This is a genomic window from Actinoplanes regularis (assembly GCF_900188005.1).
GTDB classification, from domain to species: Bacteria; Actinomycetota; Actinomycetes; order Mycobacteriales; family Micromonosporaceae; genus Actinoplanes; species Actinoplanes regularis.
Map to the genome: position 1 here is coordinate 339,212 of NZ_FZNR01000003.1, position 23,834 is coordinate 363,045.

General features: G+C 70.1%; 20 protein-coding genes. 11 read left to right on the forward strand and 9 right to left on the reverse strand.

Annotation, left to right across the window (positions count from 1 at the left end; translation table 11 throughout):
• Positions 1 to 250: 250 nt before the first annotated feature.
• The gene (locus CHC09_RS11165) at positions 251 to 2,092 is read right to left on the reverse strand and encodes a bifunctional metallophosphatase/5'-nucleotidase (RefSeq protein ID WP_089292950.1); all 1,842 of its coding nucleotides are present in this window, start codon (positions 2,090 to 2,092) and stop codon (positions 251 to 253) included.
• Positions 2,093 to 2,261: 169 nt separating this feature from the next.
• Here CHC09_RS11165 and pcrA point away from each other — a divergent pair, with 169 nt between their 5' ends.
• Positions 2,262 to 4,715 (forward strand): DNA helicase PcrA, encoded by a 2,454-nt coding sequence (pcrA, locus tag CHC09_RS11170; RefSeq protein WP_089292951.1) that lies wholly within the window; start codon positions 2,262 to 2,264, stop codon positions 4,713 to 4,715.
• Here pcrA and CHC09_RS11175 read toward each other — a convergent pair.
• Positions 4,712 to 5,533, reverse strand: a complete 822-nt coding sequence (locus CHC09_RS11175) for a M23 family metallopeptidase (RefSeq protein WP_089292952.1) — start codon at positions 5,531 to 5,533, stop codon at positions 4,712 to 4,714. The two genes, pcrA and CHC09_RS11175, sit on opposite strands and share 4 nt — an antisense overlap.
• Before the next feature lie 111 nt (positions 5,534 to 5,644).
• Positions 5,645 to 6,406, reverse strand: coding sequence for a M23 family metallopeptidase (locus CHC09_RS11180; RefSeq protein ID WP_089293197.1), 762 nt, complete (start codon positions 6,404 to 6,406; stop codon positions 5,645 to 5,647).
• Between the two features lie 382 nt (positions 6,407 to 6,788).
• On the opposite strand from CHC09_RS11180, the gene icmB reads away from it, so the two are divergent.
• The 7 genes from icmB (at position 6,789) to CHC09_RS11215 (ending at position 14,268) form a co-directional block, all read left to right on the forward strand.
• Entirely contained in the window at positions 6,789 to 7,193 is a 405-nt protein-coding gene (gene icmB, locus CHC09_RS11185) for a coenzyme B12-dependent isobutyryl CoA mutase small subunit (RefSeq protein WP_089293198.1), read from the forward strand.
• A gap of 517 nt (positions 7,194 to 7,710) precedes the next feature.
• Positions 7,711 to 8,889 (forward strand): ADP-forming succinate--CoA ligase subunit beta, encoded by a 1,179-nt coding sequence (gene sucC / locus CHC09_RS11190; protein WP_089292953.1) that lies wholly within the window; start codon positions 7,711 to 7,713, stop codon positions 8,887 to 8,889.
• 4 nt (positions 8,890 to 8,893) lie between these two features.
• Positions 8,894 to 9,775 (forward strand): succinate--CoA ligase subunit alpha, encoded by an 882-nt coding sequence (sucD, locus tag CHC09_RS11195; protein ID WP_089292954.1) that lies wholly within the window; start codon positions 8,894 to 8,896, stop codon positions 9,773 to 9,775.
• 130 nt (positions 9,776 to 9,905) lie between these two features.
• A complete protein-coding gene (locus CHC09_RS11200; RefSeq protein WP_089292955.1) occupies positions 9,906 to 11,312 on the forward strand; it encodes a cell division protein PerM in 1,407 nt (468 codons plus the stop codon).
• A 45-nt stretch (positions 11,313 to 11,357) separates the two neighbouring features.
• Positions 11,358 to 11,975, forward strand: coding sequence for a phosphoribosylglycinamide formyltransferase (gene purN, locus CHC09_RS11205; RefSeq protein WP_089292956.1), 618 nt, complete (start codon positions 11,358 to 11,360; stop codon positions 11,973 to 11,975).
• Positions 11,972 to 13,528 carry a bifunctional phosphoribosylaminoimidazolecarboxamide formyltransferase/IMP cyclohydrolase gene (gene purH, locus CHC09_RS11210; RefSeq protein ID WP_179277037.1) on the forward strand — a complete coding sequence of 519 codons (1,557 nt, stop codon included), beginning with the start codon at positions 11,972 to 11,974 and terminating at the stop codon, positions 13,526 to 13,528. Before purN ends, purH begins: the two co-directional genes overlap by 4 nt.
• Positions 13,529 to 13,578: 50 nt before the next feature.
• Positions 13,579 to 14,268: a pentapeptide repeat-containing protein gene (locus CHC09_RS11215; protein WP_239138347.1), complete on the forward strand. Its 690-nt coding sequence runs from the start codon at positions 13,579 to 13,581 to the stop codon at positions 14,266 to 14,268.
• Here the strand turns inward: CHC09_RS11215 and CHC09_RS11220 are convergent.
• Positions 14,261 to 14,692 carry an alkaline phosphatase D family protein gene (locus tag CHC09_RS11220; protein WP_089292959.1) on the reverse strand — a complete coding sequence of 144 codons (432 nt, stop codon included), beginning with the start codon at positions 14,690 to 14,692 and terminating at the stop codon, positions 14,261 to 14,263. The genes CHC09_RS11215 and CHC09_RS11220 overlap by 8 nt on opposite strands.
• A gap of 250 nt (positions 14,693 to 14,942) precedes the next feature.
• Between CHC09_RS11220 and CHC09_RS11225 the strand changes: the two genes are divergently transcribed.
• The gene (locus CHC09_RS11225) at positions 14,943 to 16,157 is read left to right on the forward strand and encodes an NADP-dependent isocitrate dehydrogenase (protein WP_089292960.1); all 1,215 of its coding nucleotides are present in this window, start codon (positions 14,943 to 14,945) and stop codon (positions 16,155 to 16,157) included.
• 1,458 nt (positions 16,158 to 17,615) lie between these two features.
• Here CHC09_RS11225 and galT read toward each other — a convergent pair.
• From galT to CHC09_RS11245, 4 genes are all read right to left on the reverse strand, one after another.
• Positions 17,616 to 18,710, reverse strand: coding sequence for a galactose-1-phosphate uridylyltransferase (gene galT, locus CHC09_RS11230; protein WP_089292961.1), 1,095 nt, complete (start codon positions 18,708 to 18,710; stop codon positions 17,616 to 17,618).
• Positions 18,707 to 19,483 carry a DeoR/GlpR family DNA-binding transcription regulator gene (locus tag CHC09_RS11235; RefSeq protein WP_089293199.1) on the reverse strand — a complete coding sequence of 259 codons (777 nt, stop codon included), beginning with the start codon at positions 19,481 to 19,483 and terminating at the stop codon, positions 18,707 to 18,709. The genes galT and CHC09_RS11235 overlap by 4 nt, the downstream gene beginning before the upstream one ends.
• A 145-nt stretch (positions 19,484 to 19,628) precedes the next feature.
• Positions 19,629 to 20,543, reverse strand: coding sequence for a glycosyltransferase (locus tag CHC09_RS11240; protein WP_089292962.1), 915 nt, complete (start codon positions 20,541 to 20,543; stop codon positions 19,629 to 19,631).
• Positions 20,540 to 21,472 (reverse strand): sulfotransferase family protein, encoded by a 933-nt coding sequence (locus CHC09_RS11245; protein WP_089292963.1) that lies wholly within the window; start codon positions 21,470 to 21,472, stop codon positions 20,540 to 20,542. The genes CHC09_RS11240 and CHC09_RS11245 overlap by 4 nt, the downstream gene beginning before the upstream one ends.
• Before the next feature lie 61 nt (positions 21,473 to 21,533).
• On the opposite strand from CHC09_RS11245, the gene CHC09_RS47500 reads away from it, so the two are divergent.
• Positions 21,534 to 22,517 (forward strand): WecB/TagA/CpsF family glycosyltransferase, encoded by a 984-nt coding sequence (locus tag CHC09_RS47500; protein ID WP_239138349.1) that lies wholly within the window; start codon positions 21,534 to 21,536, stop codon positions 22,515 to 22,517.
• A 257-nt stretch (positions 22,518 to 22,774) separates the two neighbouring features.
• Here the strand turns inward: CHC09_RS47500 and CHC09_RS11260 are convergent, their stop codons facing one another.
• Positions 22,775 to 23,317, reverse strand: a complete 543-nt coding sequence (locus CHC09_RS11260; protein ID WP_089292964.1) for a DUF4262 domain-containing protein — start codon at positions 23,315 to 23,317, stop codon at positions 22,775 to 22,777.
• Positions 23,318 to 23,425: 108 nt separating this feature from the next.
• Between CHC09_RS11260 and CHC09_RS11265 the strand changes: the two genes are divergently transcribed.
• The gene (locus tag CHC09_RS11265) at positions 23,426 to 23,800 is read left to right on the forward strand and encodes a VOC family protein (RefSeq protein ID WP_089292965.1); all 375 of its coding nucleotides are present in this window, start codon (positions 23,426 to 23,428) and stop codon (positions 23,798 to 23,800) included.
• Positions 23,801 to 23,834 lie beyond the last annotated feature (34 nt).

Below are 23,834 nucleotides of genomic sequence, written 5' to 3' on the forward strand. Positions count from 1 at the left end.
AAAGCCCGGGGCTTGAAGTAGGTCTGTCGATCAGGGGCGACCCACGGCTGCCGGACTTCCGGAGCCATAGTAAAAGAATCGCGCCTGCTGGATCACGAGCCGAGTATGCCCCGCTCCCGGACCGGCCCGCAAGAAAACTGCCCGAACGGTGGGACACGGGTCAGCGGTACGGTGCTCAGGGCGTACAGGAAAAGGTTTTGCCTGGTCCGGGTGGGGGCGGCCCGGCGCCTACGCGCCGGGCCGCCGGGGGTCAGGGGATCGTGGTGATGCGGTCGGCCGGACCCGGCGGGATGGTGCCGGTGCCGAGCAGCGCGGTCAGGGCGTCGATGTCGAAGCCCGGAGCGGTGACCCGGCCGGTGCCCTGCGCCAGGATGCCGAAACCGTCGCCGCCGTTGGCCAGGAAGTCGTTCGTGGTGACCAGGTAATCGGCGGCGGGGTCGATCGGGGTGCCGTTCAGGGACAGGTTGCTGATCCTAGAGCCGAGGGCGGCCGAGGCGCTCCAGGTATAGGTGAGTCCGGCGGAGACCTGGAGGATCTTCGTCGAGGTCTGGCCGCTGTAGCCGGCGAACTGCTGCTCCAGCACGTTCTTGAGCTGCGCGCCGGTCAGGGTCTGGGTGACCACCAGGTTGTTGAACGGCTGGACGGTGAACGCCTCGCCGTAGGTCACCTGGCCGTAGGCCTCACCGCCGGACGACTGGTCGGCGTCCAGATCGGCGCGGATGCCACCCGGGTTCATCAGGGCGACGACGGCACCACTGCTCTTGGTGTACGCCAGCTGGGCGTCCGCGATCACGTCGCCGAGCGGGCTCTCGCCGGCCGCGTTGCCGGTCCGCGTGATGTCACCGGTGACGGCGCCGACCAGCCGGTTGGCGATCGGGGCGACCGCGGTGCGGTACTTGTCGGCCACCTTCTTCGCCGCCGCGTCGACGGTGTCCGGGTTCTTTAGGTAGACGCCGGACGCGTCCTTCTTCCAGCCGCCGTTGCCGTCCGCGACACCGTTCTCCACGATCACGTTCTTCGCGGTGATCTCGGTGAACTTCCCGGTGCGCCGGTCCAGCGAGTAGTCGATGTCGGTGATCAGCTGGCCGTTGCTCCCGGCGCTGGTGACCACGGTCTCGCCGCTCGCCTTGTTCGGCAGCTTGCACGAGTAGAAGCGGTGGGTGTGCCCGGAGACCACGACGCCGATCTCCGGGTTGAGGCCCTTGACGATGTCGACCACCGGGCCGGAGAAGCCGGCGCAGTCCGAGACGCCGGGGGTCGGCGTGGCGGAACCCTGCGCGCCGCCCTGGTGCAGCAGCAGCACCTGGGCCTTGACGCCGAACAGCTTGAGCAGGTTGCTCCACTTGTTCGCCGTCTCCACCTCGTTGGTGAAGTGCACGTTCTTGATGCCGGCCGGGTTCACGATGCCGGCCGTGCCCTCCAGGGTCAGGCCGATGAAGCCGACCGGCACGCCCTTCACGAGCTTGATCTCGACGGGCGGCAGGATCGGCAGCCCGGTTTTGTTGTCGATGGTGTTGGCCGCGAGGTAGCTGAACTTCGCGCCCTTGAAGCCGTCGCCGTCCTGGCAGCCGTCGACCGGGTGGCAGCCGCCGCGCTGGATCCGGATCAGCTCGTCCACACCCTCGTCGAACTCGTGGTTGCCCACCGAGCTGACCTGCAGGCCGACGGTGTTCATCAGCTCGATCGTCGGCTCGTCGTGGAACGCGGCGCTGACCAGCGGGGTCGCGCCGATCAGGTCACCGGCGCCGACCGTGAGGGTCTCCCGGTCAGCCGCCTTCGCCTCGGCGCGCAGCTTCTTCAGGTAGGTCGCGAGGTACTCCACACCGCCGGCCGGGGTGCTCGTGCCGCTCGCGTTGACGACCGCGCCGCTGCCGCTGGGCGGGTCGATCGCGCCGTGGAAGTCGTTGTAGCTGAGGAACCGGCCCTTGACGACGGAGGCGCCGTGGGACGCGCCGTAGCTGGCCGTCACCGGGGTGAACTCGGCGGGCGGCGCGGCGGCGGCGGACTGGGCGGCGGGCACGGCGGAGAACGCGCCGGCGACGGCGAGCGCGACGGCTGGAACGCCGATCCGCCGCCGAAGTAGAGACTTCATAATCTTCGATCCCTCGTCTTCAGTGGACGTTCGAGCAACTCGATCAGACTCCTGGATCGGCCGATCCGGCGCCACCACGACGAGATGACAACTCGATTGCCGGCCGCCGATGTCGCCGCCGTTGCGGTGCGACTTCCTGTCAGGGGTTCGGCATACACTTGCTCCCGCGATGCGACCTTCCTCTGAACCTGCCGACGATGCCCTGTTCCCGCTGCCCACAGCCGCCGTGGTGCCGCCGGTCAAGCCGGCCCCCGCGGTGCCATCGGCCCGGCCGGTGGCCAGACCCTCCCGGAGTATCGATCCGGAGGCGCTCCTGGAAGGCCTGAACGGGCCACAACGGGACGCGGTCACGCACGCCGGCTCCCCGCTGCTGATCGTGGCGGGTGCCGGTTCGGGCAAGACCCGGGTGCTGACCCACCGGATCGCATACCTGCTGGCGGCGCGGGACGTGCACCCCGGCGAGATCATCGCGATCACGTTCACCAACAAGGCGGCCGGCGAGATGAAGGAGCGGGTGGCCGACCTGGTCGGCCCGCGCGCCCGGCTGATGTGGGTGTCGACGTTCCACTCGGCCTGCGTCCGGATCCTGCGGGCGGAGCACGAGCACGCCGGGCTGAAGAGCACCTTCTCGATCTACGACGCGGACGACTCGCGCCGGCTGATGCAGATGGTCGCCCGCGAGCTCGACCTGGACCCGAAGCGGTACACCGCGCGCGGCCTGGCCGCCCAGGTGTCGAACCTGAAGAACGAGCTGGTCGACCCGGAGGAGTTCAAGGGCAAGGCGAACGGGCCCAACGAGCGGGCCGTCGCCGAGGCGTACGAGCTGTACCAGCGGCGGCTGCGTGAGGCGCACGCGCTGGACTTCGACGACATCATCATGGCCACGGTGCACCTGTTCCAGTCGCATCCGCTGGTCGCCGAGGCCTACCGGCGGCGCTTCCGGCACGTGCTGGTCGACGAGTACCAGGACACCAACCACGCGCAGTACACCCTGATCCGGGAGCTGGTCGGCGTCGCCGGCGGCGAGGTCGAGCCGTCCGAGCTCTGCGTGGTCGGTGACGCGGACCAGTCGATCTACGCGTTCCGCGGCGCGACGATCCGCAACATCCTGGAGTTCGAGCGCGACTACCCGGACGCGCGCACGATCCTGCTGGAGCAGAACTACCGCTCCACCCAGACCATCCTCTCCGCGGCCAACGCGGTGATCGACCGGAACACGTCACGCAAGCCCAAGCGGCTCTGGAGCGACCAGGGCGCCGGTGAGCAGATCGTCGGGTACGTCGCCGACACCGAGCACGCCGAGGCGGACTGGGTGGCCCGGGAGATCGACCGGCTCTCCGACAACCACGATGTCCGCCCCGGTGACGTGGCCGTCTTCTACCGCACCAACAACCAGTCCCGGGTGTTCGAGGAGGTGTTCATCCGGGTCGGGTTGCCGTACAAGGTGGTCGGCGGGGTGCGCTTCTACGAGCGCAAGGAGGTCCGGGACGCGCTGGCCTACCTGCGCGCGATCGTGAACTCCGACGACACGGTCAGCGTCCGCCGGGTGCTGAACACCCCGAAGCGGGGGATCGGTGACCGGGCCGAGGCCTGCGTCGAGGCGCTGTCGAACCGGGACCGGATCTCGTTCGGTGAGGCGCTGCGGCACGCCAAGGGCGCGCCCGGCATCTCCACCCGCGCGGTCAACAGCATCGCCGACTTCGTGCAACTCCTCGACGACCTGCGGGAGTTGTCGCTGACCGCCCCGCCGGAGGCGGTGCTCGAGGCGGTGCTGCAACGCTCCGGTCTGCTCAGCGAGCTGGAGGAGAGCCTCGACCCGCAGGACCAGGGCCGGGTGGAGAACCTGCAGGAGTTGGTGAGCGTCGCCCGGGAGTACACCGAGCGGGTCGAGTCGCAGGCCGACCCGGAGAACCCCGAGGCGCCGGCGGCCACCCTGGCCGGGTTCCTGGAGCAGGTGGCGCTGGTGGCGGACGCCGACCAGATCCCCAGCGACGACCCCGACCACCAGGGCGTGGTCACCCTGATGACGCTGCACACCGCGAAGGGCCTGGAGTTCCCGGTGGTGTTCCTGACCGGCATGGAGGACGGCGTCTTCCCGCACATGCGGGCGATGTCCGACAACACCGAGCTGGAGGAGGAGCGCCGGCTGGCGTATGTCGGGATCACCCGTGCCCGGCAGCGCCTCTACCTCTCCCGGGCGGTGACCCGGTCGGCGTGGGGGCAGCCGCAGTACAACCCGCCGTCCCGGTTCACCGACGAGTTGCCGACCGAGCTGGTGCGCTGGGCGCGGACGGGTGGGTCGTACACGTCCTGGTCCGGCACCGGCGGCGGGATCGGTGGCCGGGGCGGGGACCGTCAGCGGGGCGGTGGCTTCGCCGGCGGCACGCCCAAGGCACAGCGGATCGCCGAGCGGCTCGGGATCGACGGCAGCAAACTGACCACCGCCAGCGAACTCAAGCAGACCCCGAAGGTCGAGGCCGGCGATCGGGTCAACCACCAGAGGTACGGCCTGGGCCGGGTCGTCACGGTCGAGGGGCAGGGCGCCGGCGCCCGAGCTCAGATCGACTTCGGTGACCAGGTGATGTGGCTGATCCTCCGGCACGCCCCGATCGAGAAGATCTAGAACGCGGCGCAGCCGGGGATCTCCACCCCGCGCTCGTGCAGCCACGCGGTCGGCTCGACCGGGTTCTTGTAGTGCCCCTGGTGCACCTCGAAGTGCAGGTGCGGGCCGGTCGAGCGCCCGGTCGAGCCCTCGTCGCCGATCCGCTGCCCGGCCTGGACGACCTCGCCGGCGGTCACCGCGATCCGTGCCAGGTGGCCGTACTGGGTGAGCCAGCCGTTGCCGTGATCGATCAGCACGGCGTTGCCGTACCCCTCGACCGGTTCGGCCCGGACCACCACACCCGCCCCGGCGGCGACGATCGGGGCGCCGTCCGGTCCGGCCAGGTCGACACCGGCGTGCAGCCGGCCCCAGCGCTCGCCGAAGCAGGAGGTGACCTGGGCCGCCGGGTTCGGGTTCACCCAGTCGGCGCCGGTGCTGTGCATGGTCGACACCCGGATGGGCTTTTCCTTGCGCTTGGCCGGAGCCGCCGCGGCGAGGATCACGCCGGTGTCGTCCCCGAAACCGGGCTGCCGGGGGTACGCCTTGCCGGGCGCCTCGTCACCGGCCGGCGGGACGATCGGCGGTGCGTCCGGGGCGTGTGCGGCGGTGCGGCCGTCGCTGGTGGCCTGGTGTGCCGGCGCGGCCGAGGCGGCGCCGGCCGCCCCGATCCCGCCGGCGAGGGTGCCGGCCGCCCCGATCCCGCCGACGAGGGTGGCGGTCAGCGCGGTGAGCGAGATGGTCGATCGGCTACGGCTGGCGAGGAGGGCTGGGAAGGCCGGGGCGCGGTGCCGGTGCAGGCGTTCCTGACGGTGCCGTCCGCCTGCTGCTGCGTGCCCCACGCGAGATGCCCCTCCCGACGACCGTGATCTGTGCTGCCACGGTTTTGTCGGCCCGGTCTGGGGAGCGTTGAGGGGTGGGCGGCAGGTTCAACCGACCTGCAACCGAAAGGATCAGGAGTCGGCGCCGGTCGAGGAGAGCATCAGGTACTGCGACTCGGTCTGCAGCAGGATGTCGACCCCGTGGGCCTGGAGGAACTTGATCGGGTCGGTCGGCGTGCCGTTCACGTGCACCTCGAGGTGCAGGTGCGTGCCGTACGAGTACCCGGTGTTGCCCACCTCGCCGACGACCTGACCGGCCTTGACCACGTCGCCCTTCTTCACCAGCAGCCGCCGGGAGTGCGCGTAGATGATCTCGGTGCCGTCGTCCTGCCGGACGGTGATCGAGTAGCCGTACCCACCGTTGTAGCCGGCCGCGGTGACCGTGCCGCCGTGCACCGCCTTGTACGGCGTGCCGTCCGGTGCGGCCAGGTCGATGCCGGCGTGCAGTTTGCCGAACCTGACCCCGAACGGAGAGGTGTACTGGTAGTCGTCGACCGGGAGGAGGTAGACCTCGGCGGCGGCCTCTTCCTCGGTGAGCTTGGCGCCCGCCTTGGCGGCGGCATCGCGGGTCTCGCCGCGGGAAGCCCGGGTGGAGTCACCGCGGTTGTTGATCGCGTCGGCGGCGGCCTGTGAGTCCTGGGACTGGGACAGGCTCTGCAGGACGTCGGGGCTGACCGTCTTGGCGTCCGGGAAGTTGGCGGCCGCACCGATGGCGACGACACCCGCGCCGAGGAAGGCGGCGGCACCGACCGCGGCGTAACGGCTGCGCGGAGGGGTGGGTACGCGGCGGCGGCCGCGATAGCGATCGGGCTCAGACGACAAGCGCTGGCGCACGAACAACCCTCCGTCGGTGGCATTGCGGCGGCGCGCTCTGCCCCGCGTCAAGCGGTTAACGAGTGTCGGCCGGGCGGTCGCTTGGGGGTGAACCTCTGCGACAGCCGTGGCCACGTTAACGAAACGGCAGCCGCGTCACAAGTCGCAGCGCCAATTTCATGACAGTTCCGCGCCGGTATTGATCAGCTATTGTCCGAATTGGTTACGTTTCTCGGAACACCAATTAGCAACGGTCTGTGATCGCGTATAAAACGGAAAGTAATGTGACCGGCGCAACTGTTCCCTCGCCGTGTCCAGGTGCGGGGTGCTACCCGTGGCCCGGGGCGGCGGGTTACCGTTCGTTCAGCTGGACACCGAGGTCCTTGGCTCAAGAGGGGTTGGCATGCAAGCACGGATCAGGGTTGTGGTCGCGAAGCCCGGGTTGGACGGGCACGACCGGGGCGCCAAGGTGGTTGCCCGGGCGTTGCGTGACGCCGGCATGGAGGTTGTCTACACCGGGCTGCACCAGACGCCCGAGCAGATCGTCGAGACGGCGATTCAGGAGGATGCCGACGCGATCGGCCTGTCGATCCTCTCCGGCGCGCACATGACGCTGTTCCGCAAGGTGCTGGAATTGCTCGCCGAGCGCGACGCCACCGACATCGTGGTATTCGGCGGCGGCATCATTCCGGAGGACGACATCACGGAATTGGAATCACTCGGTGTAGCGAAGGTATTCACTCCGGGTGCTACCACCGCGTCCATCATCGAATGGGTCCGCGCCAATGTGGGAGCTCAGGTGGCCTGAGCTTAGGGGAGAGGCCGGACGCACCCCTCACACGTCCGGCCTCTCTATGCGCGATGCCCCGCCGCCACCCCTCGACCGACAGGGCATCGGCCGTACCTGCCGGGCCGCCCCGGGGAGCAGCGCGCCGACATCACACTCAACGACGTCCTTCTCCGCCGGGTTACGCGCGCCCGCGTGACTTTTTCCGCCCAGTTTCGTGGGGCCCGCCTGAGAGATCGAAAGCGAAGCTCGCGAGGGTGCACCGCAGGCCACCGCGGTATCTCCGGGCACAACTGACTCCACCGTCCCGGAGCTGCGGTTTCGCCCCTCTGGTGTGTGGTCTTGCACACCGTGTACCCGCGCGGGCACGAAGCCCGAATCGGTCGCTACTCTGCGGGTGAAGGCCATTCGGCAGGGACTGCGACTGGCCGGACGATCCTCACGCTGGCGGCGCCAATGCGACGCGCCGCGCACACAACAGGTCGGGACGCAATGGTGCGGCTTGCCGGCGCTTGGCGTCGCGAGCGAAAGGAGACACGTGGACCTGTTCGAGTATCAGGGGCGCGATCTGTTCGAACGGCACGGGCTGCCCGTGCTGGGCGGCGGCGTCGCCGAGACCCCGCAGGAGGCCCGGGCGATCGCCGAGCGCCTCGGTGGCAAGGTCGTCGTCAAGGCACAGGTGAAGGTCGGGGGCCGCGGTAAGGCCGGCGGCGTCAAGCTGGCCGATGGCGCGGACGAGGCCGAGGCCCGCGCGACCGACATCCTGGGCATGGACATCAAGGGCCACACCGTCCACAAGGTGATGCTGGCCGAGACGGCCGACATCAAGGAGGAGTACTACTTCTCCTACCTGCTGGACCGGGCGAACCGCACGTTCCTCTGCATCGCCAGCGTCGCCGGCGGCATGGAGATCGAGACGGTCGCCGAGGAGGACCCGGACCGGGTCGCCAAGATCGCCATCGACGCGAGCAAGGGCGTCGACGAGGCGAAGGCACGGGAGATCGTCACCGCGGCCAAGTTCCCGGCCGACGTCGCCGACCAGGTCGTGAACATCGCGGTGAAGCTGTGGCAGGCGTTCGTCGCCGAGGACGCCCTGCTGGTCGAGGTCAACCCGCTGGCCAAGGTCGGCGACGGCCGGGTGCTGGCGCTGGACGCCAAGGTCACCCTCGACGAGAACGCCGGCTTCCGGCACCCCGACCACGAGGTGCTCGAGGACAAGTCCGCGGTCGACCCGATCGAGCAGGCGGCGAAGGCGAAGAACCTCAACTACGTCAAGCTCGACGGCGAGGTCGGCATCATCGGCAACGGTGCGGGCCTGGTCATGTCGACCCTCGACGTGGTCGCCTACGCGGGCGAGCGGCACGGCAACGTGAAGCCGGCGAACTTCCTCGACATCGGCGGTGGCGCGAGCGCCCAGGTGATGGCGGACGGTCTGGAGATCGTCCTCGGTGACCCGGCCGTGAAGTCGGTCTTCGTGAACGTCTTCGGCGGCATCACCGCCTGCGACGCGGTGGCCAACGGCATCATCCAGGCCCTCGCCCTGCTCACCGAGCGCGGCGAGACGGTCAACAAGCCGCTGGTCGTACGCCTCGACGGCAACAACGCCGAGGCCGGTCGCGCCATCCTCGACGGCGCCAACAACCCGCTCGTCACGCGGGTCGACACGATGGACGGAGCGGCCGAGCGCGCCGCCGAGCTCGCGGCTGCGGGGAAGTGAACTAATGGCTATCTGGCTCACCAAGGAATCCAAGGTCATCGTCCAGGGGATCACCGGCGGTGAGGGCTCCAAGCACACCCGCCGGATGCTCGCCGCGGGCACCCAGGTGGTCGGTGGCGTGAACCCGCGCAAGGCCGGCACCAAGGTCGACTTCGACGGCACCGAGCTCCCGGTCTTCGCGACCGTGGCCGAGGCGATCAAGGAGACCGGCGCCGACGTGTCGGTCATCTTCGTGCCGCCGGCGTTCACCAAGGCCGCGGTGCTCGAGGCGATCGACGCCGAGATCCCGCTCGCCGTGGTGATCACCGAGGGCGTGCCGGTGCAGGACTCGGCCGCGTTCTGGGCGTACAACGTCGCCAAGGGTGAGAAGACCCGGATCATCGGCCCGAACTGCCCGGGCATCGCCTCGCCGGGCGCGTCCAACGCCGGCATCATCCCGGCCGACATCACCCCGCAGGGCCGGATCGGCCTGGTCAGCAAGAGCGGCACGCTGACCTACCAGCTCATGTACGAGCTGCGCGAGTTCGGCTTCTCGACCGCTGTCGGCATCGGTGGCGACCCGATCATCGGCACCACGCACATCGACGCGCTGCGGGCGTTCCAGAACGACCCGGACACCGACGCGATCGTGATGATCGGCGAGATCGGCGGCGACGCCGAGGAGCGGGCGGCCGAGTTCATCAAGGCCAACGTGACCAAGCCGGTGGTCGGCTACATCGCCGGCTTCACCGCCCCGCCCGGCAAGACCATGGGGCACGCCGGCGCGATCATCTCCGGTTCGGCCGGCACCGCCGACGCGAAGAAGGCCGCGTTGGAGGCGGCCGGCGTCAAGGTCGGCAAGACGCCGAGCGAGACCGCGCAGCTCATGCGTGAGGTCATGAGCTGACCCTGGTTCATCGAACCGAACACCCATAGTTACGAACGGCGCGTCGTCGAGCGGATCAATGCGATCCGTTCGGCGGCGCGCCGCTCTATCTGCATCGCCGTGAGCGCCACGGCGTGACAAGGTAGTCGCGATGCCCAGCACAACCGACCGTCCCGGCGGCTCGGAGGACCCGTTCGCGGTCGCCGAGGCGCTCCAGTCTGTCGTGCGGGACGACGACGCGCCGCCGCCCCGCGAGGACAACCGGGACACCGTCGTGGTCGATGAGGCGGTGCTCGCCCGGCGGGAGACCGTCCGGGTGCCCGTCCAGCGGCGGCCGCCGGAGCGGAGCAGCCACGCGCCGCTGCCGGTGGCGGTCTCCTTCGCCACGGTGTGGGCCGCATTGTTGACGTATCTGCCGGTCGCCGCGGCACTCGGGCTGGCCCGCACCCTGGAGGGCGAGGGCGGGCTGCGCGGGGCGGCTCACGCCGGGGCGGCCGCCTGGCTGCTCGGCCACGGCGTGCCGATCGGCACCTCGCTCGGCCCGCTCGGGCTCGCGCCACTGCTGCTCACCGTGCTGGTGCTGTGGCGGCTCAACCGGGCCGGGCTGCACGTCGTCCGGGCGATCGGGGCGCGGCGCTCCGGGTCGATCGGGTCCGCGCTGCTCGTGGCGGTGTGCGTCGCCGGCGCGTACGCGATGGTCGGTGCCCTGACCGCGCACCTCGTCGACGGCCGCGGCACCCAGGTCTCGACCGCCCGCGCCGCGTCGGACTTTCTGCTCCTCGGCCTGGCCGGCGCGCTGATCGGCGCGCTGCGCGGCACCGGGGCGATCACCACGCTGGCCCGGCGGGTGCCGGCCGCGCTGCGACACGGGGTGCGTACCGGCCTGGTCGCGGCGTTCCTGATGGTCGGGGCGGGCGGGGCGGTCGGCGGGCTGTCGGTGGCGCTCAGCGGCGGTGACGCCGCGAAGATCCTCTCGGCCTATCACACCGGGGTGGCCGGTCAGGCCGGGATCACCCTGATCAGCATCGCCTACGCGGCGAACGCCGCGATCTGGGCCACCGCCTACCTGCTCGGACCGGGCTTCGCGCTGGGCACCGGCACGATGATCCGGCTCACCGAGTTCTCGGTCGGCGACCTGCCCGCCCTGCCGCTGCTGGCCGGCCTGCCGAACGGGCCGTTGGGCGCGGCCGGCACCCTGCTGCTGATGCTCCCGGTGGTCGTCGGCGGGGTGGCCGGCTGGGGGCTCACCCAGCGGCTGCGCTACGGCCGGGCACACGCCTGGGGGCCGGGACGTGGTTCCGGCGCGGACGCGCCCGAACCGTCCTGGTCGCTGCTGATCGGCGCGGGCCTGCTGGCCGGTCCGGTGGCTGGGCTGCTGGTGGCGGCGCTCGCCTGGTACTCCGGCGGGCCGATCGGAAGCGGGCGGCTGGCCGAGATCGGGCCGGCGGCCGGTCCGGTGGGCCTGGTCGCGGCGGCCGTCACGGCGATCTCGGTGATCGCGGGCGCGAGCGCGGCCCGGGGCCTCACCGCACCACGACGCCCGAAAAGCCGGAAGTAACCAGGCGATTTCGGCGGGCCCGAGCGCCCCGGATAGGGTGCTGAGGTGACTGACCCCGCGCCCGCCCGCCTGGTCGTCCTCATCTCCGGATCGGGCAGCAACCTGCAAGCTCTTCTCGAAGCGGCCAAGGACCCGGCGTACGGCGCCGAAGTGGTCGCGGTCGGCGCGGACCGGGACGGCATCGCCGGTCTCGAGATCGCCGCCGAGGCCGGCATCCCGACGTTCGTGGATTCGGTGAAGGCCTACCCGACCCGTGACGACTGGGACGCCGCGCTCACCGAGCACGTCGCCGCGTACCGTCCGGACCTGGTCATCTCGGCCGGCTTCCTGAAGCTGGTCGGCAAGCAGTTCCTGGACGCGTTCGGCGACCGGTACGTGAATACGCACAACGCGCTGCTGCCGTCGTTCCCCGGCATTCACGGGCCCCGCGACGCGCTCGCCTACGGCGTGAAGCTCGCCGGGGCGACGCTCTTCTTCGTCGACGCCGGTGTCGATACCGGACCGATCATCGCCCAGGTCAGTGTCCCCGTGCTCGACGACGACACGGAGGAGACGCTGACCGAGCGGATCAAGGTGGCCGAGCGGGCCCAGCTGGTCGACTGCGTCGGCCGCCTGGTCCGCGACGGCTGGACCATCAAGAACAGGAAGGTGCGGATTCCGTGAGCGCTGAGAGCCGTCGTCCGATCAAGCGGGCGCTGCTGAGCGTCTGGGACAAGGCGGGCATCGTCGAGCTGGCCCAGGCCCTGCACGCCGCCGGGGTTGAGGTCGTCTCGACCGGCTCCACCGCCGCCACCGTGGAGAAGGCCGGGGTGCCGGTGACCCGGGTCGAGGATCTGACCGGCTTCCCGGAGATCCTCAGTGACCGGGTGAAGACCCTGCACCCGAAGGTGCACGCCGGTCTCCTCGCCGACCTGCGGCTGGAGAGTCACGTTCAGGAGCTGGCCGAGCACGGCATCGAGCCGTTCGACCTGCTGGTCAGCAGCCTCTACCCGTTCTCCGAGACGGTGGCCTCGGGCGCCGGCGAGGAGGAGTGCATCGCCAAGATCGACATCGGTGGTCCGGCGATGGTGCGCGCCGCCGCGAAGAATCACGCCTCGGTCGCGGTGGTCGTCTCCACCGACGGCTACCCGCTGATCCTGGAGGCGCTGCGGGACGGCGGCTTCACGCTCGCCCAGCGCAAGGTGCTCGCCTCCCGCGCCTTCATCAACATCGCGGAGTACGACATCGCGGTCGCGAACTGGACCGCCACCACGCTCGCGCCGCAGGAGTGGCCGGCCTTCGCCGGGATCGCGCTCAACAAGTCGGCGGTGCTGCGCTACGGCGAGAACCCGCACCAGCAGGCCGCCCTCTACCTCGACCCGGACGCTCCCGCCGGGCTGGCTCAGGCCGAGCAGCTCAACGGCAAGGAGATGTCCTACAACAACTACGTCGACGCGGACGCCGCCTGGCGCACCGCGAACGACTTCACCGACCCGGCCGTGGCGATCATCAAGCACGCCAACCCGTGCGGCGTGGCGATCGGCGCGGACGTGGCCGCGGCACACCGCAAGGCGCACGAGTGCGACCCGGTCTCCGCGTTCGGCGGCGTGATCGCCGTCAACCAGGAGGTCACGCTCGAGCTCGCGAAGCAGATCGCGGAGATCTTCACCGAGGTCATCGTGGCGCCGTCCTACGCGCCCGAAGCGCTCGACGTGCTGCGCGAGAAGAAGAACCTGCGCGTCCTGGTCGCCCCGGCGTGGAACCCGCCGCCCGCGGAGATCAAGCAGGTCGGTGGCGGCGTGCTGGTGCAGCTGTCCGACCGGATCGACGCCGACGGCGACGACCCGGCGAACTGGACGCTGGCGACCGGCGCCCCGGCCACCGAAGACGTCCTGCGCGACCTGGCCTTCGCCTGGCGGGCAGTGCGCAGCGTGAAGAGCAACGCGATCCTGCTGGCGCACGACGGTGCCACGGTCGGCATCGGGATGGGCCAGGTGAACCGGGTCGACTCGGCCAAGCTCTCGGTGGCCCGGGCCGGCGCCGAGCGGGCGGCCGGCAGCGTGGCCGCCTCGGACGCCTTCTTCCCGTTCCCGGACGGGCTGGAGGTGCTGATCGAGGCCGGTATCAAGGCGGTCGTCCAGCCGGGCGGCTCGGTCCGCGACAACCTGGTGATCGAGGCGGCGGAGAAGGCCGGGCTCACGGTCTACCTGACCGGAACTCGGCACTTCTATCACTGAGCTCGGCTGGGCTAGCTTGGCTTCGCTTCGCTTCGCGCACAAAACGCCTGTTGACCGTTGAGGAGTCAGATGATTTTCCGCCACCCGCAAGACCGGCGGGCGTCGGAAAATCAGCTGCCTCCTCAGCGGCGGCGTTTTGTGGGGGGCCGATGAACGGGCGTACGGGGGAGCGGTTTTCGGGGGAGGACTGGGCTCTCGCTGGGGTGGAGCGCGTTCGCTACGAGGACTGCGTCTTTTATGACGTGGACTGGAGTGAGTCGACGTTTATCGCGTGTACGTTCGAGCGCTGCGAGTTTGGGAACGTCAAGTTCAACGCGGGGACCTTTGAGCGCACCGCGTTCCTGCAGTCGACGCTGCAGAGGTGCTCGTTCTTCGACGCGACCTTCGACGACTGCAAACTGACCGGCACGAGTTTCGTGGACTGTGCGCTGAGGCCGCTCACCGTGACCGGCGGGGACTGGGGCTTTGTGTCGCTGCGGGGGCAGAACCTGGCCGGCGTCAAATTCGGCGGGCTGCGGCTGCGGGATGCCGACCTGACCGGGGCGGATCTGTCGAAGGCCGACCTGCGCGGTGCGGACCTGTCCAACGTGCGGCTCAAAGGCGCTGTGCTCAAGGGAGCTGACCTGCGCGGCGCCGACCTGGACGGGGCGCCGATGCGCGACGTCGACATCACCGGGGCGAAGCTCGACATCGCGCAGGCGGCGCACTTCGCCCGTGCGTACGGCGCGATCGTCAGCTGACCTCGGCGATTCCGGGCCGCCCGGACTCGACCACGAACTCGGCCTCGGTCCGTACGTTCGCCGTGGTTGCCGACACCGTGTCCACCAGCCGCAGACCGCTCACCATCCGCGCGCCGTCCACCTCGCAGCGCACGTACCCGCGCTGGTTGTCGATGTACCGCCAGTGCGGGCTCTCCGCCATGATCGGGTCGTAGGTGGCGTGGAACGACGCGGTGTTCGGGTTTCCGCCCGAAGTGATCGACGTCCCGGTGATCTCCGCGCCGACGACCGGGGTGGACGGGTCGTCGAAGTCCGGCCGCAGGTCGGAGACCCAGGTGCAGTGCCGGTCGCCGGTCAGGACGACCGGGTTGCGCACCTGGCCGGTCCCGAAGAACTCCAGCAGTCGCTCGCGCTGCACCCGGTAGCCGCTCCGGGAAATAGACATTCTCCGATATGACCCTTGCCGGGTTACGTTGTTGCCAACGGCGGTGGCTGATATGGCGTACCGAAGGCGAAGCGTTTCAGGTTTGCGCCGGCAGCGGCTTCGCCCGACCTGACGTTTATTGGCCCGCGCGGTCTTCGTCGCCTGGGATGGTAGAGGCAGATCACCAGTTCGGGGCCGCCCGGCGATCTTCAGTGGGCGGGCAGTACGCTCGTACTGCTAAGCATGTGTTTCGGGAGAGGAGCGCCGGCCGATGGCGAAAATCAAGGTCAAAAACCCGGTCGTTGAGATCGACGGCGACGAGATGACCCGGATCATCTGGAAGCAGATCCGTGAGCAGCTGATCCTGCCGTACCTCGACGTCGACCTCGAGTACTACGACCTGTCGATCCAGTATCGGGACGAGACCGACGACCAGGTGACGATCGACTCCGCCAACGCCATCAAGCGGCACGGGGTGGGCGTCAAGTGCGCCACCATCACGCCGGACGAGGCCCGGGTTCAGGAGTTCGGGCTCAAGAAGATGTGGCGGTCGCCGAACGGCACCATCCGCAACATCCTCGGCGGCGTTGTCTTCCGTGAGCCGATCATCCTGAAGAACGTACCCCGCCTGGTACCGAGCTGGACCAAGCCGATCATCATCGGCCGGCACGCGCACGGTGACCAGTACAAGGCTTCCGACTTCGTCGCGCCCAGCGCGGGCAAGATGACCGTCACCTTCACCCCGGATGACGGTTCGGAGCCGATCGAGATGCACGTGGCCGACTTCCCGGCCGGCGGCGTCGGCATGGCCATGTACAACTTCGACGAGTCGATCCGCGACTTCGCGCGCGCCTCGTTCCGGTACGGCCTGGCTCGCAACTACCCGGTCTACCTCTCCACCAAGAACACGATCCTGAAGGCCTACGACGGCCGCTTCAAGGACCTGTTCGCGGAGATCTTCGAGACCGAGTTCGCGGAGGAGTTCAAGGCCGCCGGCATCACCTACGAGCACCGGCTGATCGACGACATGGTCGCCGCCGCGCTCAAGTGGGAGGGTGGCTACGTCTGGGCCTGCAAGAACTACGACGGTGACGTGCAGTCCGACACCGTGGCCCAGGGCTTCGGCTCGCTCGGCCTGATGACCTCTGTCCTGATGACGCCGGACGGCCAGACCGTCGAGGCCGAGGCCGCGCACGGCACGGTCACCCGGCACTACCGGCAGTGGCAGAAGGGCGAGAAGACCTCGACCAACCCGATCGCGTCGATCTTCGCGTGGACGGGCGGTCTCAAGCACCGCGGCAAGCTGGATGGGACGCCGGAGGTCACCCAGTTCGCCGAGGCGCTCGAGAGGGTCTGCATCGAGACCGTCGAGGGCGGCCAGATGACCAAGGACCTGGCCGCGCTGATCGGCAAGGACGCGCCGTGGCTGACCACGGACGAGTTCATGAACGCGCTCGACGAGAACCTGGCACGCAAGGTCGCCTGATCTCGCACTCGCAAACGAAGCCCGTCGGCCAGGCCGGCGGGCTTCGCCTTTTCTCCCCACGACCGTCACCCTGCGCCACCGTCGCCACCCGCCACCTACCGTCGCCACTCGCTACCGTCGCCACCCGCTACCTACCGCCTCCGCTTGCTGCCGTCTCCGTCCAGCACGCCGTTGTCTCCGCCCTCCTTGCCGCTGTCCCTTCCCGCCGTTGTTTCCGGAATTCCTGCCGCCGGATCGCGCCCAGCCTTCAGCCACCGGCGCGCCCCACTCCCGGCCGCCAAATCCCGAAAACCTTGCTCCGGTACGACCGATGGAGTCCCGCAGCCAGGCCTTTCGGCCACGCCCCGTGCTGCTCTCGCGCGACGCCGACCCGACGCCAGGCCGTCCGGCGCTTGCCGGTCGCGCTGTTGTCTCGGGTGGCGTAGTTCGGGTGTTAGGCCGTTCGGCGGCTGTCGGTTGCGCTGTTGTCTCGCGTGGCGTAGTTCCGGCGCCAGACCGTCCGGCGCCCGCCGGCCACGCTCCTTATGAAAGCGTCCCTGGACCTCGGCTGGCATTGCCGACCCCTCCACCCCCCGTATACGGCTGGGTGGTCTAGCCCGGCTTCGTGGGCTGGGTCTGGTGGTGCTTTCGGGGGCTGAGGGCAGGAGTGTGCGAGCGAGCCGGGGGCGCGCAGCGGTCTGGGGTCGCGGGTGCCTTGCGCGAGAGTGCCACGGGGCTTGGCCCGCGAGGGCTGGACACGGGACGCCATTGGTCGTACCTGAAGGTCTTTGTAATACCGCAAGCGAAGGATAAGGCGGCAAAAGGAGGTTTTGGGACGTAACCGCCAGCTATGGGGATTCGTTTCTTTCAGTGGTGCGGGTGGCGGGCTTGGGTGCGCCGCTCGCTGTCCCCTTCAGCGGGGGCCTTGTCCCGGGCCCCCGCTGGTCCCCCCGTTCCGCCGCCCGCACCCCCGCAGGCCAAATGAAACGGCCCCGCGCGAGGCGAGGCCATTCGGTCGTGCGGACATCTTTGCGGCGGCCGTGCTGGCGCTGATTGCGTGAAGCTGTTCGATTGTGCGGGCTTCACTGCGCGACGCCGTCTGGCTGTCGCGAGGCGTACCAGATGCCGCGAAGCAGCACGCACGCTGCGGATAGAGCGGACCGCGCGGATGCTGCGGATAGAGCCGACCGCGCGGATGGCGCGGATGCTTCGGACCGAGCGGATGCTGCGGGGTGGCGCGATGCTGCGGCCCGTGCAGATGCTGCGGGGGTGGCGCGGATGCTGCAGGGGTAGAGCGATGCTGCGAGGCAATGCGGACGCTGCAGGATGAAGCGGATGCTGCGAGGCGGTGCGGTGGAGCGGATGCTGCAGGGATACAGCGATGCTGCGAGGCAACGCGGACGCTGCAGGGAAGAACGATGCCGCGAGGCGGTGCGGCAGAGCGGATGCTGCGCGCGGGCGCGGTGGCGTGGCTGGGCGTCAGATGGCGTCGCGGAGGAGCTGTGCGGCCTTCTCCGGGACGACGTCGCTGACGAAGGCGCCCATCGCGGATTCCGAGCCGGCGAGGAACTTCAGCTTGTCGGCGGCGCGCCGGATGCTGAACAGCTGAAGGTGCAGATAGCCCAGCTCGCGGCCCTCCCCGACGACCGCCTGGTGCCAGGCCGAGATGTACGGCATCGGCTTGCCGAAGAGCCCGTCGAAGCGGCGCAGGATGTCCAGGTAGAGCGGGCCGAACGCGTCCCGCTCCGCGTCGGTCAGCGCGGGCAGGTCGGGGACCTGCCGGTGCGGGGCGAGCTGTACCTCGAACGGCCAGCGGGCGGCGGCCGGGACGTAGGCCGTCCAGTGGTCGTTGGCGGCGATCACCCGTACCTTCGCCTCCTGTTCCGCGGCCAGCACGTCCGCGTAGAGGTTGCGGCCGCCGGTCTTCTCGGCGTGCCGTGCGGCGGCGCGGAGCATCGCCGCGGTCCGTGAGGGCACCGTCGGATATGCGTAGATCTGTCCGTGCGGGTGGTGCAGCGTCACGCCGATCTCGACGCCCCGGTTCTCGAACGGGAAGACCTGGGCGACGCCGGGCAGCGCAGACATCTCGGCGGTGCGGTCGGCGAGCGCGTCGATCACCGTCCGGACCCGGGACGGCGGGAGCGACCCGAAGGCGCTGTTGTGGTCGCTGGTGAAGCAGACCACCTCGCACCGGCCCAGCCCCGGGCGGACCGGCACCATGTCGGTCAGCTCGGTGATCTCACCGCCGGGCACCTCGCGGTAGCTGAACGACGGGAACTGGTTCTCGAAGACCACCACGTCGTAGTCGGGCGCGGGGATCTCGCTGGCGAACCGGGGCGTCGTCGGGCAGAGCGGGCAGGCGTCCGACGGCGGCAGGAAGGTCCGGGTCTGCCGGTGCGCGGCGACCGCGACCCACTCGTCGACCAGCGGATCGTAGCGCAGCTGCGAGGCCGGCGGGGGTGGCGGGAGCTCGCGGGTGTCCACGTGCGCCGCGCGACCGGAGCCGGGCGTCTCGTCGAAGTAGATGAGTTCGCGGCCGTCGGAGAGTTTGACGGCGGAGCGGAGGGGTGTCACTGGGGATTCACCACCACGAGTTCAGGGACGGTTTCGGCGAGCAGGGAACGCGTGGCGGTGTCCAGGCCGTCATCGGTGATGAGCACGTCCGCACGGTCCAGCGGGACGATCGAGGAGATGCCGACGGTGCCCCACTTGGTGCTGTCGGCGAGCACGACCAAACGCTCCGCCGCCTCCACCAGGGCGCGGTTCACGTCCGCTTCCATCAGGTTAGGCGTGGTATAGCCGGCGCGCTCGCTCATCCCGTGTACGCCCAGAAAGAGCATGTCCAGGTGGAGGGTGCCGATCGCGGCCACCGCGACCGGGCCGACCAGTGCGTCGGACGGGGTCCGGGTGCCGCCGGTGAGCACGACGGTCTGGTCCGGCCGGCCGGCGCGGTAGAACACGTCGGCGACCGGGATCGAGTTGGTCACCACGGTCAGCGACGGGACGTCGACCAGTCGCTGGGCCAGCACCGCCGTGGTGGTCCCGGCGGAGAGCGCGATGGCGTCGCCGGGGGAGACCAGGGCGGCCGCGCGGGCCGCGATCGCGGCCTTCTCGTCGCGCTGGCGCACCGACTTGGCGGCGAAGCCCGGCTCGTGCGCGGAACCGGGGCTGACCGTGGTCGCTCCGCCGTGTACCTTCGCGAGCAACCCGCGGTCGGCCAGCGCCTCGAGGTCGCGGCGGATGGTCATGTCGGAGACGCCGTACTCGGTGGCGAGCTCGCTGACCCGGACGCCTCCGGTGGCACGGACCCGGTCGAGGATCGCGGCCTGGCGCTGCTGCGCCAGCATCAGCACCCCACCAACTTCACGCACTCAACCGGCTTCGGGTCCTCCACCAATTTCGAGCACTTCACCAATTTCAATCGCTGGTTCCGCACTATTTCGAACACACTTGAACAGTACCGCGACCTTGGGTGTGCGCGAAAGAGTGACTTCAGATACCCCGGCCGCGTTTGTGCAGCGCTGAAAGGACATTTTCCACCTTCACCGCCCCGGTTATCGCGGCAAGTGCGATAGCCGTACGCGGTTCCTTCCAGTTCGCCCGGACCGCTTCCTTGCTGAACTGCCACGCCTGGCTGCGGTTTCCGGTCGCGGCCGACCAGCAGGCGAGCTGCCCGTACACCCGGGCCGCCCCGGGCCGGCAGCCACTGATCTCCGGGTGCCGTTGCATCATCCAGCGCAGCGAGGAGATCTTGGTGGCGTATTCGTAGGCGTAGTGCGAGCTGCGACCCCAGAGCACCTGCACCAGCGGCTCGTCCAGATGCGCGATCGGCGCCCGTCGGGCCGCCCTCAGCAGCAGATCCCAGTCCTCGTTCTGGCTGCCCGGTGCGTCCTCGGCGACCAGTCCGATGGCGTCCTCGGTGAGGGACTCCCGGCGGATCAGGAACGACGACGAGTGCAGCATCGCCATCCGGGAGCGGGCCAGGTCGTCCACGGTGACCCGGCTGAGGCCGGCGAGCCGGGGCGTGGTGCGCCCCTCGAACTCCACTTCGATCGCGCACGTGGCGAACTCGGCGTCCGGCTCGGCCAGCAGCGCGGCGACCTGGCGGCGCAGCTTGTCGGGCAGCCAGCGGTCGTCGTCGTCGCAGAACGCCACCAGCTCGGTGTCGAGCGACAGGATGCCGGTGTTGCGGGCGCCGGCCAGGCCGGCCGCTCGCCAGTTGGTCAGCACCAGCACCGGCACGTCCTCGGTGCGGGCGAGCTGGTAGTCCGGCTCGGTCTGGTCGTAGACCACGACGATCTTGAGATCACCGGGGTAACGCTGGGCCCGGACCGCGGCGATCGAGCGACGGACCAGCTCCGGGCGGTTCCGGGTGGGGATGACGACTCCGACCGACGGCCAGTTCATCGCGTCTCCTGAGGGTTCAGCGGGTAGCCGTACGCCCGCAGCATCGGCCCGCACACCGCGCCCACCAGGCGTCGCTGAGCGGCCGGGAGGGAGCGCACCCAGGCGTCGTCCCGGCGCAACGGCAGGCGGCCGACGGTGAAGCGCATCGGATTGCCCGCCGCGCTGTGACCGACCCCCAGATCGGCGTGCCCGGGGCGGAGGAAGTCCAGGTCGGTCGGCTGCAGGGTGATCCCGGCGAAGTCGGCCAGCCGGATCAGCCCGGCCCGCGGATCGGCCAGGAACTCCTCGTAGCGGATCCGGCGAACCGGTACGCCCCGCCGGGCGAGCAGGCCGAACGCGGCGTTGTGCGCGTTCCAGAGCAGCGCCGAGCGGCCGGGGGAGTAGCGGGTCATCTCGTCGGTGCCGTCGCTCTCCGGGCGGGCGACCCGCTTGGTCCAGGAGTACGCGACGCCGCGCGCGTCTCGGACCACGTGCACCACGCGCAGGTCGATGTCGCCGGCCGCGCGCAGCACGTGGGCCAGGGCGGAGTGCTTGGAGGAGTCGACGACCAGCTTCGCCCCCGAGACCTCGGCCGCGGCCTGGTAGATCCGGGCGTAATAGGAGGCGTATTCGAGCACGTCGACAGCGGGTTTGGCGGCGGAGGCGAGGCGCGGGATGTGCCGGGTCCGTTCGACCGCGTCGCGGAGCGCCTGCACCCGTTCGACGTCGACGTTGTCCCAGCCGTCGAAGGCGGTCTTGCCCACCTGCCGCCAGAACTCGCACGCGGAGAATCGCTCCCCGCACCCGCACCGCTCGTCGTCGCGCAGGTCCCGCTGCCACAGGTGGACGACCTCGCCGAGCGCGCAGACCCCGGGTATCTCGCCGAGCAGTCGTTCTACGAGCGTGGTGCCACTTCGTCCCAATCCACCCAGAAATAGCACTTGTGCCACTTTGCCCGCCTTTGCTCGTTTCGTGCTGGTAACGAGTGAAGCAGGCAAAAGGAGGCGTCAGGTGTTTATCGAGGCTTTCGACCGCGTGCACTTGGGTGGCACCGGCATCGATCGGATCACCGAGGACGAGGTGGTCGCCGTGGTCCGGGACGCCCTGGACCACGGCCGCGGCGGCCGGATCATCACCCCGAACGTCGACATCCTGCGCCGGGCGGCCTCCGACCCGTCGGCCCGGCGCCACCTCGACAACGCCGATCTGATCGTCGCCGATGGCATGCCCTTGATCTGGGCCAGCCGCCTGGGTGGCGTGCCACTCCCGGAGCGGGTCGCCGGCAGCAGTCTGATCTGGACCCTGTCGCAGGGGCTCGGCCGGGACGCCCGCTCCGTCTTCGTCATCGGGGGCACTCCCGAGCCTCAGGGCCGTGCGGCCCTGACCGGTCCGCCCGCGCAGACCTCGATCGTCGATGTGCCACGGGGCGCGGTCGTCTCCGGAGAGATCGACGGTGCGGCCGAGGGCGCGGTCGCCGCCGCGGTCAAGGTGCGTGCGGTGGACGGCGCTTCCGGCGCGGTGCGTGCGGTGGATGACGCCTCCGGCGCGGTGCGCGCGGTGGATGACGCATCCGGCGCGGTGCGCGCCGCGGCACGGCTCGCCACCGCGAGTCCGGGCCTGCGCATCGCTGGCGCGATCAGTCCTCCGTTCGGATTCGAGGCGGACGAGGCGACCTACGCCGAGGTCTGCTCTCAGGTCATCGACGCCGAGCCTGATCTGGTCTTCGTCGGTCTGGGCTTCCCCAAGCAGGAGCTAGTGATCGAACGTCTCCGCCGGCACCTCCCGTCCACCTGGTTCGTCGGCTGCGGCGCGGCCGTCAACTTCGTCGCCGGCGACGTGCACCGTGCCCCGCGCTGGATGCAGCGCAGCGGCCTGGAATGGGCACACCGCCTCAGCGTCGAGCCCCGCCGTCTGGCCCGCCGTTACCTGCGTGAGGACGCCCCATACGCTCTCCGCCTCCTGGCCCGCGCCCCACGTCGCTTCCGCCGGGCCTGAGCGGCCCGTGGGAGGGTGCCCGCTGCTTCCCCGCCTGCTGGGCTCGCGCCCCGCTTCCGGCGGCCTGAGCGGCCTGTGGGAGGGCGCGCCCACTGCTCCCGGCTCGCGCCCCGCTTCCGGCGGGCTGAGCGCTCTGCGGGAGGGCGGGCCCATTGCTGCAGTCGGCTCTGAATGGCCTGCGGAGAGGGCTCATTGCCGCCGTCGGGCCTGAGTGGCCGGCCGTTGCTTCCACCGGGCGCTTGAGCGGCCCGCGCGTTTCAGGCGGTGCGGCGGCCCCGGCGCGTGGCGGAGCGGCGGCCGCGAGGCCCGGCGAGACTGCGTGGCGCGCGGCAACGGACGGCGGTCGCCGCGGGCGCGTCGATCAGCGGCTGGCAGTACTCCTCCGCCGGATAGTCCTCCTGCCACGGGAAGCGATCGTCCGGGTCGGGCCAGACCAGCTGTTGCAGCCGCAACTTGGCTCGCCCGTAGCGCGCCAGCGCGGCGCCCGGCCACAACTCGTCGGTGGGCCGCCCGGCCAGCACGACCACGTCCTGGTCGACGATCAGGTCGGAGACCCGGCGACCGTGGCCCAACCGGACCCCCTCGTCGTGCACCCGGCCGGCCACCTCGTTGATCAGCTGATGGGAGAGGTCCGGCGGCAGCCCGGCGATGATCAGCTCGGCGCGGTCGGCGGCGGTGAGACCGACCGTGTACGCGAACGGGACCGCGTCCGCGGGGTCCTCGTCGGAGGGCAGCACGTGCACCACGGCCCAGCCGAACTGATGGATGATCTCGGAATGCTCGCGAAAGAAGTCGGACATCGGTGACCTCTCGGGCTCGGTCGGAAAGACTCAGCCCACTATGGAACACACGTACGACAGTTTTTGAGTGAGCAGAAAGCAGTACGCCCGTACTGTTAGATTGTGGTCATGGCCTTCCGTGTTGATGATCTTCACCATGTCCAGCTCCTGATCCCGCCGGGCGGCGAGGCGGTCGCGCGAGCGTTCTACAGCGGTGTCCTCCGGATGGCCGAAGTGGTGAAACCGCCGGTCCTGGCGGCTCGCGGCGGCTGTTGGTTCCGCGCCGGCGGCTGGGAGGTCCACCTCAGCCCGGTCCCGGACTTCGCCCCGGCCGCCAAGGCGCACCCGGGCGTGCTGATCCACGGTCTCGACGCGCTGGCGGAGACGCTGGAGGTCGCCGGCCACCCGGTCGTCTGGGACCCCCACTTCCCGGGTCATCGCCGGCTCTACTCCGCGGACGGCCACGGCAATCGCCTGGAGTTCCTCGAACCGATTCGAGCCTGACCCGAGATCGAAGGCGGCCGGAGGGCGGGGTTCG

Coding starts and splice junctions, on each gene's coding strand:
- CHC09_RS11165 (WP_089292950.1), bottom strand. CDS start 2,092: ATGAAGTCTCTACTTCGGCGGCGGATCGGCGTTCCAGCCGTCGCGCTC.
- pcrA (WP_089292951.1), top strand. CDS start 2,262: ATGCGACCTTCCTCTGAACCTGCCGACGATGCCCTGTTCCCGCTGCCC.
- icmB (WP_089293198.1), top strand. CDS start 6,789: ATGCAAGCACGGATCAGGGTTGTGGTCGCGAAGCCCGGGTTGGACGGG.
- sucD (WP_089292954.1), top strand. CDS start 8,894: ATGGCTATCTGGCTCACCAAGGAATCCAAGGTCATCGTCCAGGGGATC.
- CHC09_RS11200 (WP_089292955.1), top strand. CDS start 9,906: ATGCCCAGCACAACCGACCGTCCCGGCGGCTCGGAGGACCCGTTCGCG.
- CHC09_RS11220 (WP_089292959.1), bottom strand. CDS start 14,692: ATGTCTATTTCCCGGAGCGGCTACCGGGTGCAGCGCGAGCGACTGCTG.
- CHC09_RS11225 (WP_089292960.1), top strand. CDS start 14,943: ATGGCGAAAATCAAGGTCAAAAACCCGGTCGTTGAGATCGACGGCGAC.
- CHC09_RS11235 (WP_089293199.1), bottom strand. CDS start 19,483: ATGCTGGCGCAGCAGCGCCAGGCCGCGATCCTCGACCGGGTCCGTGCC.
- CHC09_RS11240 (WP_089292962.1), bottom strand. CDS start 20,543: ATGAACTGGCCGTCGGTCGGAGTCGTCATCCCCACCCGGAACCGCCCG.
- CHC09_RS11260 (WP_089292964.1), bottom strand. CDS start 23,317: ATGTCCGACTTCTTTCGCGAGCATTCCGAGATCATCCATCAGTTCGGC.
- CHC09_RS11265 (WP_089292965.1), top strand. CDS start 23,426: ATGGCCTTCCGTGTTGATGATCTTCACCATGTCCAGCTCCTGATCCCG.